Origin of the sequence: Cellulosimicrobium cellulans (assembly GCF_001722485.1) — a bacterium.
GTDB lineage: Bacteria > Actinomycetota > Actinomycetes > Actinomycetales > Cellulomonadaceae > Cellulosimicrobium > Cellulosimicrobium cellulans_A.
On record NZ_LWGL01000064.1, the window covers coordinates 1 to 17,342 of the forward strand.

A 17,342-nucleotide genomic window follows, 5' to 3' on the forward strand; every position below is an offset into this window, starting at 1 on the left:
GACGCCGCCGCGGAGCGCGTGCGCGACGAGCTCGCGCGCGCCGAGGACGAGGCGGGCGAGGTCGCGGCCGAGCTGCGCGCCGTCGAGCAGGAGACCACGGACGTCAAGGCGGAGCTCGCGAGCCTCGCCGACCGGCGGTCGAACCTGCCCCGCACGCACCTCGACGTGCGCGACCGGCTCGCCGCCGGGGTGGGCCTCGCCCCGGGCGACCTGCCGTTCGTCGGCGAGCTGCTCGCCGTCCGCCCCGAGCACGCCGCGTGGGAGGGCGCCGCCGAACGCGTCCTGCGCGGGTTCGCGCTGTCCCTCCTCGTGCCGGCGGCGGCCTACGACGCGGTCGCCGCGTGGGTCGACCGCGAGCACCTCGGCCTGCGGCTCGTCTACCACCGCGTGCCCGAGCGTGTCGGGCCGGCGCGGCGCGCCGACCGCCCGGACGGGACGCTCCTGCTCGCCGACCTCCTCGACGTCCGCGTGCTCGACGGCACGCCGGCCCTCACGGCGTGGGTCGAGGCCGAGCTCGAGCGGCGTGCGGACCACGCGTGCGCCGAGGACCTCGACGCGTTCCGGCGCCTGCCCCGCGCCGTCACGCGGTCCGGCCAGGTCAAGCACTCGCCGGACCACCACGAGAAGAACGACGTGCGCGCCGTCGACGACCGCCGCGGCTACGTTCTCGGCTGGTCGACGCAGGCCAAGGTCGACGCGCTGCTCGAGCAGGCCGCGGAGGTGACGTCCCGCCGGGACGCGCTCGCGCGCCGCCGGGACGCCGCGGCCGCGCGCCGGGCCGAGCTGCAGGCGCGCGCCTCTGCGCTGGGCCGCCTCGAGGTGTACCGGGACTGGGACGAGCTGGACTGGCGCGCGGAGGTCGCGCGCATCGCCGAGCTCGACGACGAGAAGCGCCGCCTCGAGCAGGCGAGCGACGAGCTCGGGCGGCTCGCGCGGCTGCTCGACGAGAACGACCACCGCCGCGGCGAGCTCGAGACGGAGCGCGACCGGGTCGTCGCGACGCTGGGTGCCGACCGGCACGCGCTCGACGAGGCGCGCGGCGCGCGCGACCGCGCCCGGGCCGTGCTCGACGGCGCCGGCGAGACGCTCGACGACGAGACGACGGCGGCGCTCGCCGCCGAGTTCGACCGCGAGCTCGGCACCGCCCGGGGCGAGGGCTCCGGCCCGACGAGCACGGCCGACCTCGACGCCGTGGAGAACGCGGTGCGCTCGCGCCTGACCGCCGAGGCGGAGCAGGCGCAGCGCGAGCGCGCCGACCTCGGCACGCGGATCGCGGGCCAGATGGCCGCGTTCCGGTCGGCGTACCCGGTCGAGACCGCGGAGCTCGACGCGGACGTGCGCTCGGCCGACGGCTACCGCGAGATCCACGACCGGCTCGTGCGCGACGACCTGCCGCGCTTCGAGGCCGACTTCAAGGCGTACCTCAACACCAACGCGATCCGGGACATCGCCGGGTTCGCCGCGGAGCTCGCCAAGCAGGCCGACCTCATCCGCGACCGCATCGACACGATCAACGACTCCCTGCGGGCGATCGACTACAACCCCGGCCGGTACATCCGCCTCGAGGTGTCGCGCACGCCGAACGTCGAGGTGCGCGAGTTCCAGCAGGACCTGCGCGCGTGCACCGACGGGGACGGCATCCTCGCCGAGGACGACCGCACCCTCGCCGAGGGCGACGGCTCCCTCACCGAGGACAACGGCGCGCTGTCGTACTCCGAGGACCGCTTCCTGCGCGTCAAGGCGCTCGTCGAGCGGTTCCGGGGCCGCGAGGGCATGACCGACCTGGACGAGGCGTGGCGCCGGCGCGTGACGGACGTGCGGAACTGGTTCGTGCTGTCGGCGTCGGAGCGCTCGCGCGCCGACGACTCCGAGCACGAGCACTACTCCGACTCCGGCGGCAAGTCCGGCGGGCAGAAGGAGAAGCTCGCGTACACGATCCTCGCGGCGTCGCTCGCCTACCAGTTCAAGCTCGACTGGGGCGCGGTGCGCTCGACGGCGTTCCGGTTCGTCGTCATCGACGAGGCGTTCGGCCGCGGGTCGGACGAGTCGACGCGGTTCGCGCTCGAGCTGTTCCGCCGGCTCGGGCTGCAGCTGCTCATCGTCACGCCGCTGCAGAAGATCCACGTCATCGAGCCGTACATCTCCGCCGTGGGCTTCGTCGACAACCCGACGGGTCGCTCCTCGCGCCTGCGCACGCTCTCGATCGACGCGTACCGCGACGGGCGCGACGCCCGCGAGGCGCGCGAGGCCGAGGTCGTCCCCGGGTAGCCCGCGGGGCGGCACGGGGCGGCTCGCCGCGAGGCGGGAGAGGGGCCGCAGGCCTGTCGGGTGATCCACCACGACCTTCGACAGGTCTTCTCGGAACCCGCACAGATGTCGCCTACGGTGGGAGGATGCCGTCCGACCAGGCCCCGACCCGTCCGCTGCAGACGCGCGGCGGCACGGGGACGCGCCCGATGCCGGTCCAGCCCGCCGACGTCCCGCCGCCCGTCGCGCCGCCCGCACCCGTACGCCCCCCGGTGAGACCGCAGGAGACCATGCCCGACCGTCCGTCCCCGGCGCCCCGTGCGCCCGGCCTCGGCGCGGTGCGCCTCGCACCGCGCGTGGTGGCCGCTGCCGTCGCCGTCGGCGCCGGCCTCCTCGCGTGGATGGTGTGGCGGTACTTCGTCGACACGTACGCGGGGCAGATGGCCGAGCGCGCCGCGTTCGACGGCGCGGTCAACGGGCAGGGCCCGTTGTGGGCGGTCGCGGAGCCGGTGCTCGACACGGTCTCGGTGACGCTCGTCGTCGTGGGGCTCGGGGCCGCGATGGGCATCGCGCTCCTGCGCAGGCGCTGGGGGCTCGCCGTCCAGGTCGCGTTCCTCGTCGTCGGCGCGAACGTCACGACGCAGCTCGTCAAGCACGACCTGCTCGGGCGCGACAACCTCATCGGCGGATGGACCGCCGACAACTCGCTGCCGAGCGGGCACACCACGGTCGCCGCCTCGGTCGCGGCCGCGCTGCTGCTCGTGGTGCCGCGCAGGGCCCGGCCCCTGGTCGCCGTGCTCGGCGGCGCGTACACCGCGGCGACGGGCGTGTCGACCCTCGTGGGGCAGTGGCACCGCCCGAGCGACGTCGTGGCGGCCGTCCTCGTCGTGCTCGCGTGGGGCGCGCTCGTGTGCGCCTTCACCCCCCGCTCCGCGCTCGACCGCGGTGCGGGCGGCTCGCCGGGGTCGGTGGTGACGAGCGTGCTGCTCCTGCTCGTCGCCGCGGGCGCGTCCGCCGCGGCGCTGTGGGCGTACCGCGCGACGCCGGCGACGTGGGAGACGACGACGGCGCAGGAGGCCACGGCGTACGTGGGCGGCGTGGCGGGCGTGGGCGCGGCGACCGCCGCCGTCTTCGCCGTGCTGCTGCTCGTCCGGCAGTCCACGGCGCGTCCCGACCCCCGTGCCGTTCGGGGGTAGGGTGCCGCTGGCGCGGATGGCGTAACGTCGTAGGCTTCCCGGACCGGCACGCAGGACGGCCGCTCCCCGGGGCAGCGCAGCGGCGCGGCGCCCGACGGCGGCAGACCGCCGTCGCGCACGACCGCGCCCCGCCGTGACCACCGGCACGACGACCGGCACGGACATCGGCACGGACAACGGCACGGACAACGCGACGACCGGACCGACGGGCCGGGTCGCAGCACGAACGACGCAGGACGACGAAAGCAGGATGGGATGCCACGCAAGCTCGTGATCGTCGAGTCGCCCGCCAAGGCTCGCAAGATCCAGGGCTACCTCGGCGACGACTACGAGGTCGAGGCGAGCGTCGGGCACATCCGGGACCTGCCGCAGCCGTCGGAGCTGCCGGCGGACATGAAGAAGGGCCCGTACGGGAAGTTCGCCGTCGACGTGGAGAACGGGTTCGACCCGTACTACGAGGTCTACGCGGACAAGAAGAAGAAGGTCGCCGAGCTCAAGCGGGCCCTCAAGGACGCCGACGAGCTCTACCTCGCCACCGACGAGGACCGCGAGGGCGAGGCCATCGCGTGGCACCTGCTCGAGGCGCTCAAGCCCAAGGTGCCCGTCAAGCGCATGGTGTTCCACGAGATCACCCGCGAGGCCATCCAGCGGGCGCTGCAGAACACGCGCGACCTCGACACGAGCCTCGTCGACGCCCAGGAGACGCGCCGCATCCTCGACCGCCTCTACGGCTACGAGGTCTCGCCGGTGCTGTGGCGCAAGGTCCGCCAGGGGCTGTCGGCCGGCCGCGTGCAGTCGGTGGCCACGCGCCTCGTCGTGGAGCGCGAGCGCGAGCGCATGGCGTTCGTCGCGGCCGAGTACTGGGACGTCACCGGCACGTTCGGCCTGACGGGTGACGCCGCGGCGGCCGCGCCCGACGAGGCCGGCAAGACGTTCGGTGCGCGCCTCGTGCAGCTCGGCGACGCGCGGGTCGCGTCGGGCCGCGACTTCGACGACCGCGGGCAGCTCAAGGGCGCCGCGGGGCAGCGCGCGGGGGTCGTGCACCTCGACGAGGCGACCGCGCGCGCCGTCGTCGCCGGTCTCGCCCACGCCGACTTCACCGTGCGCTCGCTCGAGACGAAGCCGTACACGCGCCGCCCGGCCGCGCCGTTCACCACGTCGACCCTCCAGCAGGAGGCGAGCCGCAAGCTGCGCATGTCCTCGCGGCAGACGATGCGCACCGCGCAGTCGCTGTACGAGAACGGCTACATCACCTACATGCGGACGGACTCGCCGTCGCTCTCGGCCGAGGCGACGAGCGCTGCCCGCCGCCAGGCCGCCGAGCTGTACGGCGCGAGCTTCGTGCCGGAGAAGCCCCGCGTCTACGCGGCGAAGAACCAGGGCGCGCAGGAGGCGCACGAGGCGATCCGCCCGGCGGGCGACTCGTTCCGCACGCCCGCCCAGGTCGCCAAGGAGCTGAGCGGCGACCAGTTCAAGCTCTACGAGCTCGTCTGGAAGCGCACGGTGGCCTCGCAGATGGCCGACGCCAAGGGGTCGACGGCGTCCGTGCGCCTCGGCGCCCCGCTCGCCGGTGCCGGCGTGGACGGGCTCGACGGCCGCGAGGCCGTCTTCGCGGCGTCCGGCACGGTCATCACGTTCCGCGGCTTCCTCGCCGCGTACGAGGAGAGCTCCGACGTCGACCGCTACGCCGAGGAGTCGCTCGGCGCGCAGGGCGGCGACGACCGCGAGGCCCGCCTGCCGCAGATGGCCGAGGGCGACGCGCTGCGCGGCGAGGACCTCGAGGCCGCGGGCCACTCGACGTCGGCGCCGCCGCGCTACACCGAGGCGAGCCTCGTCAAGGCGCTCGAGGAGCTCGGCATCGGCCGTCCCTCGACGTACGCGTCGACCATCTCGACGATCCAGGACCGCGGCTACGTGCTCTCGCGCGGCCAGGCGCTCGTGCCGAGCTGGCTCGCGTTCGCCGTCGTGCGGCTGCTCGAGGAGCACTTCGACCGGCTCGTCGACTACCGCTTCACGGCGGCGATGGAGGCGGACCTCGACGAGATCGCGGCCGGCCGTCGCGACCGGGTCGAGTGGCTCTCCCAGTTCTACTTCGGCGACGCCGCGCGCGGCCCCGAGGGCGAGGGCCTGCGCGAGCTCGTCGAGAACCTCGGCGACATCGACGCGCGCGGCATCAACTCGGTGCCGATCGGCGAGGGCATCCAGCTCCGCGTGGGGCGCTACGGCCCGTACGTCGAGGACCTCGCGGCCGAGGTCAAGGAGGGCGAGAACCCGCCGCGCGCGTCCGTGCCGGACGACGTCGCGCCCGACGAGCTGACCGTCGCCAAGGCGCGCGAGCTGCTCGCCGCGGGCGCCGACGACGGCAAGGTGCTCGGCACCGACCCCGTGTCGGGGAACCAGATCATCGCGAAGGCCGGGCGGTACGGCCCGTACGTCACCGAGGTGCTCGACCTCCCGCCGATCGACACGAGCCTGTCGGCCGCCGCGCAGAAGAAGGCGAAGGCCGCCCAGCCGAAGCCGCGCACCGCGTCGCTGCTCAAGACGCAGACGCTCGAGACCGTGACGATCGAGGACGCGCTCCAGCTGCTGTCGCTGCCGCGCGTCGTCGGGACGGACCCGGAGTCGGGCGAGGAGATCACGGCGCAGAACGGCCGGTACGGCCCGTACCTCAAGAAGGGCACGGACTCGCGCACGCTCCCGAGCGAGGAGGCGATGTTCACCGTCACGCTCGAGGAGGCGCTGGAGCTGTACAAGCAGCCGAAGCGCGGCCGCGGGCAGCGGGCCGCGACCCCGCCGCTGCGCGAGCTCGGCGACGACCCGACGAGCGGCAAGCCGATCGTCGTCAAGGACGGCCGGTTCGGCGCGTACGTGACCGACGGCGAGACGAACCGCACGCTCCCGCGCGACGTCACGCCCGAGTCGATCACGCCCGAGCGCGCGATCGAGCTGCTCGCCGAGAAGCGCGCGCAGGGCCCGGCGAAGAAGCGCACCCCCGCCAAGAAGCCGGCCGCGAAGAAGGCTCCCGCGAAGAAGCCCGCCGCGTCGAAGAAGTGACACCGGCGAGGTAGAGGGTTCTGGCCGAGGTAGAGGGAGATCTCCCTCTACCTCGGCCGAAACCCTCTACCTCGCGAGCGTCGGCTGGCCCACGTCAGTCGACCGTGACCGCCTCGAGGACCGGCAGGCGCGTGGCGCGGACGGCCGGCCACACGCTCGCGACGAGACCGATGACGACGGCCGCGCCGAGGATCGCGAGCACCTGCCCCCAGGGGACGGCGAGCGTGCTCAGGCCCTCGTCGGCGAGCACGCCGGGGAGCGCGGCGCCGATGCCGATGCCGGTCGCGACGCCGAGCACCGTGCCGTACACCGCAGTCAGGACGGACTCGACCGCGATGATGCCCGCGAGCTGGAGCCGCCCCAGCCCGACGGCGCGCAGCAGCCCGATCTCGCGCGTGCGCTCGATGACGGACAGCGCGAGCGTGTTGACGATGCCGAGCAGCGCGATGACGATCGACAGCGCGAGCAGCGCGTAGAGGATGACGAGCACCTGGTCGACCTGCGCGGCGTACGCCGACGCCGTCTGCTCGCGGTCGAGGACGGTCAGCACGAGGTAGGGCGCGACGGCGTCCGTCAGCCCGGACCGCAGCGCGGCGAGGTCGTCCGCGCCCGCGCCGTCCGCCGCGCTCACGTAGACGATGCGCACGGTCGCCTGCGCGGCGGGCACGACGGCGTCGAACACGTCGTCGCGCACGAGCACGCCGGTCCCGACGAGCTGGCTGTCGATGATCGCGCCCACCTCGACCTCGACCTGCGTGCCGTCGGCGGCGGCCCCGCCCTCGGTGCTCGTCGCGCCGCCGAGGACGAGCGTGTCGCCGATCTCCCAGCCGCGCTCGCGCGCGGTCCGGCGGTGCACGACGACGTCCCCGTCCTCGAGCGTGGACGTCGGGTCCCCGGCGAGCGTCACGGGGTCGAGCGCCGTCTCGAAGAAGCGCGCGGGGACGCCCGCGACGTCCGTGCCGCGCGCGTCGTCGGTGGAGCCGGCGGCGTCACCGCCCGCGCCGTCGCCCGTACCCTCGCTCGCCGCGGCGGGCGCGAGACCGAGGCGCACCGTGTCGACGGTCTGCGCCCCGGGCACGGCCCGGACGGCCTCCACCGCGCCGCCGGGCACCGTCCACGTCGCGGAGTCGACGACGAGGTCGGCGCGCACCTCGCTCTCCACGATGCTGCGCACGGACGCCTGGGTGGACGCGGCGATGACGCCGGTGACGGACACGAGCGCCATGCCGATGAGCAGCGCGCCGGCGGTGCTGGCGGTGCGCCGGGGGTTGCGCGTGACGTTGCCGCGCGCGAGCCGGCCGAGCGGCCGCAGCGCGGCGACGAGCGGCGTCGCGAGGACCGTGAGGACGGGCCGCGCGATCGCGGGCGACCCGACGAGGACGCCGACGAGCACGAGCCCCGCCCCGACGCCGAGCAGGACGCGCGGGCTGAGATCGTCCACCCAGGCCCAGCCCGTCGGCGACTCGTCGACCGACGACCCGAGGTGGGCCGAGAGCCACAGGACGCCCGCCCCGGCCGCGACGAGCACGACCCCGCTCACCGCTCGCGCGCGCGTCCCGCGCTCGGGGGCGACGTCGTCGCGCATGGCCTGGACCGGCGGGATCGCCGCGGCGCGCCGTGCGGGCAGGGCCGCCGCGAGCACGCTGACCGCGGCGCCGAGGCCCACGGCGGTCAGCACCTGCGCCGTGCCGAGCGGGGCGCGGCCGGAGAACTCGAAGCCCGCGGCGGCGAGCCCCCACCGGATGACGCGCACGAGACCCGCCCCGCCGAGCACGCCCAGCCCGCCGCCGACGAGACCCACGAGGAACGCCTGCGCCAGGACGGACGCGAACACCTGGCCGGGCGACGCACCCAGCGCCCGCAGCAGCGCGAGCTCGCGCAGCCGCTCCCGCACGGACATCTGGAACGTGTTGGCGATGATGAACGCGCCGACGAACAGCGCGATCGCGGCGAAGACCAGCAGGAACGTCTCGACGAAGCCGAGGACCTCCTCGACGGCCTCGCTCGCCTCCGCGCGCGCCTGCGTCCCGGTCACGGCCTCGGCGCCGACGGGCAGCGTGGCCGCGACCCGGTCGGCGAGCGCCTCCTCCGACGGGGCGTCCCCGCCGCCCTGCTCCGCCCACACCGCGATCTGGGCCACCTGCCCGTCGGGGGCGTAGACCTCGCGCGCGGTGACGTCGTCGATCCCGACGAGGATCGCCCCCGCCGCGGCGGCCTCGATCCCGAAGACGCCGGACACGGTGACGGGGCGGGGCTCGTCGCCGAGCACGACGGTCGTGGCGTCGCCCGTGCCGAGACCCGCGAGGTCGGCGGCACTGCGCTCGAGGACGACCTCCCCGGGGGCGGGCCACACGCCCTCGAGCAGCGTCAGGCTCGGGTCCTGCGGGTCGACGGCGAGCGCGACGCTCGGCGGTCCGCTCGTCACGACGGCCGTGCCGTCGGCGCCGACGAGGACGGCCGGCCCCGAGACGTCCGGCACCGCGCGGTCGACGCCGTCGACGCCCTCGATTCCCTCGGCGAGGTCGGCCGGCACGAGCGTGCGCTCCGGCCCGAACCCGGTGCTCGGCGCGCCCCCGCCGCCCCCGCCCTCCTGGGGCGGGGCGCCCGCGACCTCCTGCGCGCCGCGCACGTAGACGTCGGCGACGAGCGTCGAGGCGATGATGTCGTCGAACGTCGACGACAGCATGGCCCGGAACGCGAACGTGCCCACGACGAACGCCACGCCGAGCGTCACCGCGAGCACGGAGAGGACGAAGCGCACGAGGTGCGCGCGCACGCCCCGCAGCGCGACGCGGATCACGGCGCGTCGCCCGCCGCGGCGGCGAGGGCGTCGAGGATGTCCTGCTGCGACGGGTCGTGCAGCTCGCCCGCGAGCCGGCCGTCGGCGAGGAACACGACGCGGTGCGCGTAGGAGGCGGCGCGCGGGTCGTGCGTGACCATGACGACCGTCTGGTCGAGCTCGTCGACCGACCGGCGCAGGAAGGCGAGCACCTCCCCGGCCGAGCGCGAGTCGAGGTTGCCGGTGGGCTCGTCGGCGAAGACCACGGACGGGCGCGACACGAGCGCCCGGGCGCACGCGACGCGCTGCTGCTGCCCGCCCGACAGCTCGGACGGCCGGTGGTGCAGCCGGTCGCGCAGCCCGACGGCGTCGACCACCTCGTCGAACCAGGCGCGCTCGACGCGGGTTCGCGCGATGTCGAGCGGCAGCGTGATGTTCTCGGCCGCGGTGAGCGTCGGCACGAGGTTGTAGGACTGGAAGACGAACCCGACGCGCGTGCGGCGCAGCGCGGTGAGCCGCCGCTGGGACATCCGGCTGATCTCGCGCCCGTCCACGACGACGCTGCCCGACGTCGGCGAGTCGAGCCCCGCCATGCAGTGCATGAGCGTCGACTTGCCGGACCCGGACGGCCCCATGATCGCCGTGAGCCGGCCCCGGGCGAAGTCGACGTCCACGCCGTCGAGCGCGCGGACCGCCGTCGGGCCCGAGCCGTACACCTTGACGAGGCCGCGGGCGCTCGCCCGCGCCTCGGGCGCCTCGCCCGGCGGGGCGGAGGCCGCGGACGAGGACGAGGACGAGGGCGTCGTCATGGCCTCATGGTGTCGCGCGCGGGCGCGCGACGCATCACCCCGGCACGCACCGCTACGGTGTGGCCCATGAGCGACGTCGCCCCGCACCACGTCCTTCGGCCCGTGGCCGACCTGCCCGCCGACGTGCCGGGCGTCGTGCCCGACCCGCGCACGGCCCCGCCGGTGCGCTGGGGCGTGCTCGGCGCGGGCGGCATCGCGTCGTCGTTCGCGGAGGCGGTGCGCCAGCACACGCAGGGGCGCGTCGCGGCGGTCGGCTCGCGCGACCGCGTGCGCGCGGAGCGGTTCGCGACGGCGCACGGCGTCCCGACGACGCACGAGGGCTACGACGCGCTCGTCGAGGACCCGCAGGTGGACGTCGTCTACGTCGCGACGCCGCACTCGCACCACCACGAGCACGCGCTGCTCGCGATCCGGGCGGGCAAGCACGTGCTCGTCGAGAAGGCGTTCACGCGCAACGAGGCCGAGGCGCGCGAGGTGCTCGACGCCGCGCGCGAGGCCGGCGTGTTCGTCATGGAGGCCATGTGGACGCGGTTCCTGCCGCACGTCGCCGCGATCCGCGGCGTCGTCGCGCGCGGCGAGATCGGCGACGTCGTCAACGTGACCGCCGACCACGGGCAGTACTTCCCGTACGCCCCGGAGCACCGCCTCTACGCTCCCGGGCTCGCGGGCGGGGCGCTGCTCGACCTGGGCGTGTACCCCGTCTCGTTCGCGCACGACCTGCTCGGCGCCCCGGACGCGGTGACCGCCGTCGGCGCGCTCACCGAGACGGGTGTGGACGGGCAGACGAGCATCGTCCTGTCGTACGGGTCGCGGGTCCAGGCGACGCTGTCCACGACGCTGTGGTCGCGCACCGCGACGACGGCCGTGGTCAACGGGACCGCCGGGCGGATCGAGGTCGAGGGCGCGTTCTACGGGCCGACGTCGTTCCGGGTCGTGCGGCACGACGGCGCCTCGTGGGTCTACGACGGGTTTCGCGGCGAGGGCAAGCAGTACCAGGCGGCCGAGGTCGCGCGGTGCGTCGCCGCGGGCGCGACGCAGAGCCCGCGCATGTCGTGGGACGGCACGCTCGAGGTCATGCGCACGATGGACGAGGTGCGCCGTCAGATCGGGGTGGCCTACCCCGGGGAGTGAGGCGTCAGTCGGTGTGCTCGACGACGTAGGTGCGCCCGTCCGGCCCGGTCACGCGCTCGAAGCGCGTGCGCAGCTCGCGCTCGCGGCCGCGCTCGGCGTCCGAGACACCGCGCCCGTCGGCGTCCTGGCGCCCGAGCTGGGCGGGGCCGAAGAACGGCAGGAACGCCTCGGTGATGCGCATGCCCAGCGTGCGCGGGCGCTTCTCCTTCGCCATGTGCCGAGCCTCTCTTGGTGCACCAAAGGTTGGACCACCACACGATAGCCCGGCCGGGGCTACGCTGGCGAGGTGACCGAGACCCGTACCGCCGACCCGCTCGCCCTCGAGTCCCAGGTCTGCTTCGCCCTGTCCGCCGGGGCGCGCGCGATGGTCGCGCTGTACCGGCCGCTGCTCGAGCCGCTCGGCATCACGCACCCGCAGTACCTCGTGCTCCTCGCGCTGTGGCAGGACGAGGCCGCCGGCGCCACGACGACGGTCACGGCGCTGGCCGAGCGGCTGCACCTCGACCCCGGCACGCTCTCGCCGCTGCTCAAGCGGCTCGAGACGCTCGGGTACGTCGCGCGCACGCGGTCGCCGCAGGACGGGCGCCAGGTCCGCGTCACGCTCACCGACGCCGGTCGCGCGCGGCGCCAGGACGCCGAGCGCATCCCGCCCGCGATCGTCGCCGCGACCGGCCTGACCCTCGACGAGCTGGCCGAGGTGCACGCCGCGGCGTCGAAGGTCGTCGCGGCGGCGGCCCGCGCCGGGGTGCGCTGAGCCGTCGCGTACCGTCTCGTCGCCGAGCCGCCGGTCAGGCGTCGGTGACGCGCACGCCGTCGGGCCCGACGGCGAACCGCACCGCGTCGAGCCCCGTGGCCACCGCGTCGGGCGCGGGGGAGGCGGCCGCGAGCTCGGCCGCGCTGTGCGTGCCCGTCACGGCGAGGACGGCGCAGCCCGCCGCCCGTGCGGAGGCGATGCCCGCGGGCGCGTCCTCGACGACGAGGCAGCGCGCCGGGTCGACCCCGAGCTTCTCCGCCCCCAGGAGGAACGGGTCGGGGTCGGGCTTGCCGCGCGCCACGTCGTCGGCGGTGACGACGACGGAGCGGGCCTCGAGACCGGACGCCGCCATGCGCGCCTCGGCGAGCGGGCGCGTGCACGACGTGACGATCGCCTGCCGCTCCGCGGGCAGCGCCGAGAGCGCGCCCGGCGTGCCGGGCAGCATCGTCACGCCGTCGTTGTCGACGAGCTCGAGCTCCTGGATGCGTGCGTGCGCGGCCTCGACGCGCTCGGGCGGCAGCAGCCCGGCGATGACCGTGCGCGCGGGTGTGCCGTGCGGGATCTGGAACGTCTCGGCGCCCGGGAGGCCCTGCTCCGCGGCCCAGCGCCGCCAGCACCGGTCGACGGCGGGGACGGAGTCGATGAGCGTGCCGTCCATGTCGAACAGGACGGCGTCGAACGTGCGGTCGGCGAAGGCGGGGCCGGGCGTGGGGGCGGCGGGCATGGTCCCGAGGCTAACCCGCGGCCCGGCCCGCCGACCGTCCGCGGGGTGTCCGCCGCCGCGGCTAGGGTGGTGGCCGTGAACGCACCCGGGTACTTCGTCTCGTTCGAGGGCGGCGACGGCGTCGGCAAGTCGACGCAGTCGCGCCTGCTCGGGCAGTGGCTGGGCGAGCTCACGGGCCGCGAGGTCGTGCTCACGCGCGAGCCGGGCGGCACCACCCTCGGCAAGGAGCTGCGTGCCGCCGTGCTGCACGGCGAGGACATGGACCCGCGCACGGAGGCGCTCATCTACGCGGCGGACCGCGCGCACCACGTCGCGAGCGTCGTCCGGCCGGCGCTCGAGCGCGGGGCGATCGTCGTGACGGACCGCTACCTCGACTCGTCCGTCGCCTACCAGGCCGGCGGGCGCGAGCTCGGCGCCGACGAGGTCGAGCTCATCTCGCGCTGGGCCGTCCAGGACCTCATGCCGGACGTGACGGTCCTGCTCGACCTCGATCCTGCGGAGGCGGCGCACCGCATGCAGCGCGAGCACGACCGCCTCGAGCGGGCCGGGCTCGAGTTCCACCGGCGCACGCGCGAGGCGTTCCTCGCGCGCGCGGCGGCGGAGCCGGAGCGGTGGCTCGTGCTCGACGCGTCGGCGCCGGTGGACGACCTGCAGGCGCAGATCCGCGTCGACGTGGCCGCGCGGCTCGAGCTCACCCCGGTGGTGGAGGAGGCCGAGGACACGGTCGAGGCCGCGCCGGACGACGGCTTCGACGACTCCGACAGCGCCATCGGCTACGTGCCCGGCGTCGGCCTGCGGCCGGGCCTGGAGCACGGGCGCGGCGGCGGACGCGCCGCGGCGGGCGGGGCATGAGCGTCTGGGACGAGGTCGTCGGCCAGGAGAGCGCCGTCGCGACGCTGAGCACCGCCGTGACCGACCCGGCCGCGATGACGCACGCGTGGCTGATCACCGGTCCTCCCGGCTCGGGCCGCTCGAACGCGGCGCGCGCGTTCGCCGCCGCTCTGCAGTGCGAGCAGGGCGGGTGCGGGCGCTGCCAGGCGTGCCGCACCGTGCTCGCCGGCACGCACCCGGACGTCACGCTCGTGGCGACCGAGCTCGTGACGATCAAGATCGACGAGGTGCGCGACCTGCTCACGGTCGCGAGCCGCAGCCCGTCGCAGGGCCGGCGTCGCGTCATCGTCGTCGAGGACGCCGACCGGATGGTCGAGCGCACGACGAACGTGCTCCTCAAGGCGATCGAGGAGCCGGCTCCCCACACGGTCTGGATCCTGTGCGCCCCGAGCCCGCAGGACGTCCTCGTGACCATCCGGTCCCGGTGCCGCGGCGTCGTGCTGCGCGTGCCCCCGGTCGAGGCGGTCGCCCGCCTGCTCGTGGAGCGCGACGGCGTCGACCCGGCCGTCGCCGAGGCGAGCGCCCGGGCGGCGCAGAGCCACATCGGCCTCGCGCGACGTCTCGCGCGCGACACCGGCGCGCGCGACCGCCGCACGTCCGTGCTCTCGCTCGCGCGCCGCATCCGCGGGGTCGGGGACGCCGTGCTCGCCGCGGGCGAGCTCGTCGACCTCGCGCAGGCCGAGGCGAAGGCGGCGACCGAGGAGCGGGACGCGACCGAGAAGGCCGAGCTCCTGCGCACGCTCGGCGTCGCCGACGGGGACACGCTCCCACCGCGGCTGCGCTCGCAGCTGCGCGACCTGGAGGCCGACCAGAAGCGCCGGGCCACGCGCCACCAGCGCGACGTGCTCGACCGCGCGATGGTCGACCTGCTCTCCCTCTACCGCGACGTGCTCGTGGTGCAGCTCGGTGCGGACGTCGAGCTCGTCAACACCGGCCTCGCGGACACGGTGCGCACGCTCGCCGAGGACTCGACGCCCGAGCAGACCGTGCGCCGCATGGACGCGATCGGCGTCGCGCGCGAACGGCTCGAGGGCAACGTGTCCCCGCTCCTCGCGGTCGAGGCGATGGCGATCGCGCTGCGCCCGCAGGGCTGACCCCGGCGCGGGCGCAGCGCCGCCAGGGCCGTCAGGAGCCCGGCGCGGCCGCGCGCAGCTTCTCCAGGAGCGGGCCGGCGGCCTCGTCGAGGAACTGCTGCTGCTTCTCGTCGCCGATCTGGACGATCGCGAGGTCGGTGAAGCCGGCGTCCCAGAACGCGGAGGCGGCCTCCACGACCGCGTCCAGGTCGGGACCGCACGGGATGGACTGCGCGACGTCCTCCGGACGCACGAACGAGCTCGCGTTCTTGAACGACTCGGTCGTCGGCAGGTTCGCGTTGACCGGCCAGCCGAGCCCGAACCAGCGGAACTGCTCGTGCGCGCGCTGCACGGCGGCGTCGGTGTCGGGGTCCCACGAGATGGGGATCTGCCCGATCTTGCGGGACGGCTCGAGCGACGCCTCGGAGCGCAGCGCGTCCCACTGCTGCAGGAGCTCGGCCTTCGGCTCGGTCGTGATGAGGTGGTCGGCGACGGTGGCGAACTGCCCGACGGACTGCTCGCCCGAGATCGCGACGCCGATCTTCACGGGCTCGTCCGGGACGTCCCACACGCGGGCGGAGTCGACGCGGAAGTGGTGACCCACGTACGTGAGGAAGTCCCCGGTGGACAGCTCGGTGATGATGTCGACCGCCTCGGCGAGCATCTCGTGCCGCTCGTCGACCGCCGGCCACCGCTCGCCGACGACGTGCTCGTTGAGGTTCTCGCCGGCACCGAGCCCGAGGGTGAAGCGCCCGTCTGACAGCAGCCCGAGGGTCGCGGCCTTCTGGGCGATGACGGCGGGGTGGTACCGCACGGTCGGGCACGTCACGTACGTCATGAGGTCGACGCGCTCGGTCGCGTGCGCGACGGCGCCGAGCATCGACCACGCGTACGACGAGTGGCCCTGCGTGTCGAGCCAGGGGAAGTAGTGGTCGCTCGACACCTCGAAGTCGAAGCCGACCCGCTCGGCCTCGACGGCGTAGCGGACGAGCTCCTTGGGGCCGGACTGCTCGGTCATGAGGGTGTAGCCGAATCGCGTCATGCCTCGATCGTGGGACGGGCCGCCCGCGCCCGCACCTCCGCGCGCACGCCTGCCGGTCAGGACGCCCGGCGGGCCAGGAGCACGTCGCCGGCGAACACGACGAGGAGGACGGCGTCGGACGTCCAGTTGAGCGTCAACGGGGTCAGGACCGGGTACGCGACGAACAGCGCACCGAGCGCCGCCGCGCCGGCGAGGTGCGGGACGGACCAGCGCCCGCCCGTCGCGCGCCGGAACAGAGCGTTGCCCACGAGGTACGTCGCGGCCGCGCCGCACACCAGGCCGGCCGTCCACGCGTCGGCGTGGCCGTCGTGGCCGAGCGGGTGCAGCAGCACGAGCTCGTCCGCCACGGCGGTGAGCACGATCCCGGTGACGATGACGAACGGCACGTACGTGTACGCCGTCTGCGCGACCATGCCGGTCTCCGCGCGCGACGTGAACCAGGCGGTGGCGCGCCGCTCCGAGCGGTCGAAGAAGAGCAGCCACATGAGCACCGTGCTGCCGAACGCCGCCCCGAACGCCGAGAGCGTCGTCGCGTCGAGCGGCAGCTCGGCGAACGCGGCCCCCGTGATGATGATCGACTCGCCGAGGCTGATGATGACGAACAGGCTCACGCGCTCGGCCATGTGCTCGCCCCGCACCACCCACGTGCGGGCCTGCGACGCCCCGAGCCCGGGCACCCGGAACATCGCCCGTGGCCCCGCGACGTCGATCGCCGCCGCGACCGCCCACACGGCGAGGCGGTGCTCCTCCACCAGCGCGCCGGCGACCCACACCGCGCCCGACACGGAGAGCCACGTGGCGATCCGGACGAAGTTCGTCGCGTTCTCCGGCCAGTGGCGCGCCATGGCGAGGTAGGTGAACAGGCTGCGGCCCACCTGCATGGTCACGAGGCACACGGCGAACAGCAGGCCCTTGTCGCCGAACGCCTCGGGGATCGCGCTCGCCAGAACCAGACCGAGCAGCATGAGGACGACGAGCATCGCCCGGACCGCGACGCGCTCCGGGTCGAGCCAGTTCGTTACCCACATCGTGTCGACCCAGACCCACCACACCGCGAGGCCGAGCACGAGCGTGTGGGCGAGCGCCTCGGCGCCCGGGTGGGCGATGAGCAGGTGGGAGAGCTGCGTGACCGCGAAGACGAACACCAGGTCGAAGAACAGCTCGACGTAGCCGACGCGGCTCGAGTCGCCGCCGTCGCCGTGGCGCCGGAGGTCCGCGCGCAGGCCCCAGCGGGGCGGGCCGGACCGGGCCGTGGAGCCGTCGCTCATGCGGTGATCGTGCCACCACGCGGCGCGGTGTGCCGAGAGGGCGCGGACGGCACGGACGGGCACCGCGTCGCCGCCGGGGCACCGGTGCGCCAGGATGGTGGTACCGACGACCGAGGAGGTCCCATGGTCCCCGCCCGACGCAGCTCCCGACGCAGCTCCCGACGCCTGGCCTCCTCGGCGCTCGCCGTCGCCGTGGCGCTCGCGGTCCTCGGCCTCGCCGCGTGCGCGTCCGCCACCGAGGGCGGTGGCGGCGACGGCGCGGACGGCGGGGCGACGACGTCGTCCCCCGAGGCCACGGAGGACCCGTCCGACGGCCCGACGTGGGAGCAGCCCGGCCAGGGCGGGGACGACGGCGACGTGCCGGCCCTGGCGCC

13 protein-coding genes and 1 pseudogene are annotated in these 17,342 nt (G+C 75.2%); 8 read left to right on the forward strand and 6 right to left on the reverse strand.

Annotation, left to right across the window (positions count from 1 at the left end):
- The 3 genes from JZ5iCDA_RS08985 to topA all read left to right on the forward strand — a co-directional run.
- Positions 1-2,268: ATP-binding protein (locus JZ5iCDA_RS08985; RefSeq protein WP_290438805.1), on the forward strand; the 2,268-nt coding region annotated here is incomplete at its 5' end.
- A 125-nt stretch (positions 2,269-2,393) separates the two neighbouring features.
- A complete protein-coding gene (locus JZ5iCDA_RS08990) occupies positions 2,394-3,443 on the forward strand; it encodes a phosphatase PAP2 family protein (protein WP_253182025.1) in 1,050 nt (349 codons plus the stop codon).
- A 255-nt stretch (positions 3,444-3,698) separates the two neighbouring features.
- The gene (gene topA / locus JZ5iCDA_RS08995; protein WP_069386865.1) at positions 3,699-6,497 is read left to right on the forward strand and encodes a type I DNA topoisomerase; all 2,799 of its coding nucleotides are present in this window, start codon (positions 3,699-3,701) and stop codon (positions 6,495-6,497) included.
- A 94-nt stretch (positions 6,498-6,591) separates the two neighbouring features.
- Here topA and JZ5iCDA_RS09000 read toward each other — a convergent pair whose 3' ends face one another.
- Together JZ5iCDA_RS09000 and JZ5iCDA_RS09005 are read right to left on the reverse strand one after the other, a co-directional pair.
- Positions 6,592-9,297, reverse strand: coding sequence for an ABC transporter permease (locus JZ5iCDA_RS09000; RefSeq protein WP_069386866.1), 2,706 nt, complete (start codon positions 9,295-9,297; stop codon positions 6,592-6,594).
- Positions 9,294-10,085 carry an ABC transporter ATP-binding protein gene (locus tag JZ5iCDA_RS09005; RefSeq protein WP_069386867.1) on the reverse strand — a complete coding sequence of 264 codons (792 nt, stop codon included), beginning with the start codon at positions 10,083-10,085 and terminating at the stop codon, positions 9,294-9,296. The genes JZ5iCDA_RS09000 and JZ5iCDA_RS09005 overlap by 4 nt, the downstream gene beginning before the upstream one ends.
- A 66-nt stretch (positions 10,086-10,151) precedes the next feature.
- Between JZ5iCDA_RS09005 and JZ5iCDA_RS09010 the strand changes: the two genes are divergently transcribed.
- Positions 10,152-11,216: a Gfo/Idh/MocA family protein gene (locus JZ5iCDA_RS09010; RefSeq protein ID WP_253182026.1), complete on the forward strand. Its 1,065-nt coding sequence runs from the start codon at positions 10,152-10,154 to the stop codon at positions 11,214-11,216.
- Between the two features lie 4 nt (positions 11,217-11,220).
- Here JZ5iCDA_RS09010 and JZ5iCDA_RS09015 read toward each other — a convergent pair whose 3' ends face one another.
- Positions 11,221-11,430, reverse strand: coding sequence for a hypothetical protein (locus tag JZ5iCDA_RS09015; RefSeq protein WP_069386868.1), 210 nt, complete (start codon positions 11,428-11,430; stop codon positions 11,221-11,223).
- Positions 11,431-11,502: 72 nt separating this feature from the next.
- Between JZ5iCDA_RS09015 and JZ5iCDA_RS09020 the strand changes: the two genes are divergently transcribed.
- Positions 11,503-11,970, forward strand: coding sequence for a MarR family winged helix-turn-helix transcriptional regulator (locus JZ5iCDA_RS09020; protein ID WP_069386869.1), 468 nt, complete (start codon positions 11,503-11,505; stop codon positions 11,968-11,970).
- Positions 11,971-12,004: 34 nt separating this feature from the next.
- On the opposite strand, the gene JZ5iCDA_RS09025 is transcribed toward JZ5iCDA_RS09020, so the two are convergent.
- The gene (locus JZ5iCDA_RS09025; RefSeq protein ID WP_069386870.1) at positions 12,005-12,694 is read right to left on the reverse strand and encodes an HAD-IA family hydrolase; all 690 of its coding nucleotides are present in this window, start codon (positions 12,692-12,694) and stop codon (positions 12,005-12,007) included.
- A gap of 75 nt (positions 12,695-12,769) precedes the next feature.
- On the opposite strand from JZ5iCDA_RS09025, the gene tmk reads away from it, so the two are divergent.
- Together tmk and JZ5iCDA_RS09035 are read left to right on the forward strand one after the other, a co-directional pair.
- Positions 12,770-13,546, forward strand: coding sequence for a dTMP kinase (gene tmk, locus JZ5iCDA_RS09030; RefSeq protein ID WP_139123039.1), 777 nt, complete (start codon positions 12,770-12,772; stop codon positions 13,544-13,546).
- On the forward strand, positions 13,543-14,679 hold the full coding sequence (locus tag JZ5iCDA_RS09035; protein WP_069386871.1) for a DNA polymerase III subunit delta': 1,137 nt from the start codon (positions 13,543-13,545) through the stop codon (positions 14,677-14,679). The genes tmk and JZ5iCDA_RS09035 overlap by 4 nt, the downstream gene beginning before the upstream one ends.
- Positions 14,680-14,710: 31 nt before the next feature.
- Here JZ5iCDA_RS09035 and JZ5iCDA_RS09040 read toward each other — a convergent pair whose 3' ends face one another.
- Together JZ5iCDA_RS09040 and JZ5iCDA_RS09045 are read right to left on the reverse strand one after the other, a co-directional pair.
- Complete coding sequence (locus JZ5iCDA_RS09040) at positions 14,711-15,700, reverse strand: TIGR03557 family F420-dependent LLM class oxidoreductase (protein WP_069386872.1); 990 nt, start codon at positions 15,698-15,700, stop codon at positions 14,711-14,713.
- A gap of 56 nt (positions 15,701-15,756) precedes the next feature.
- Positions 15,757-16,968: a low temperature requirement protein A gene (locus JZ5iCDA_RS09045; RefSeq protein ID WP_083259838.1), complete on the reverse strand. Its 1,212-nt coding sequence runs from the start codon at positions 16,966-16,968 to the stop codon at positions 15,757-15,759.
- A 123-nt stretch (positions 16,969-17,091) separates the two neighbouring features.
- Between JZ5iCDA_RS09045 and JZ5iCDA_RS09050 the strand changes: the two are divergent.
- Positions 17,092-17,342, forward strand: a pseudogene (locus tag JZ5iCDA_RS09050) (hypothetical protein); the annotation flags it as partial.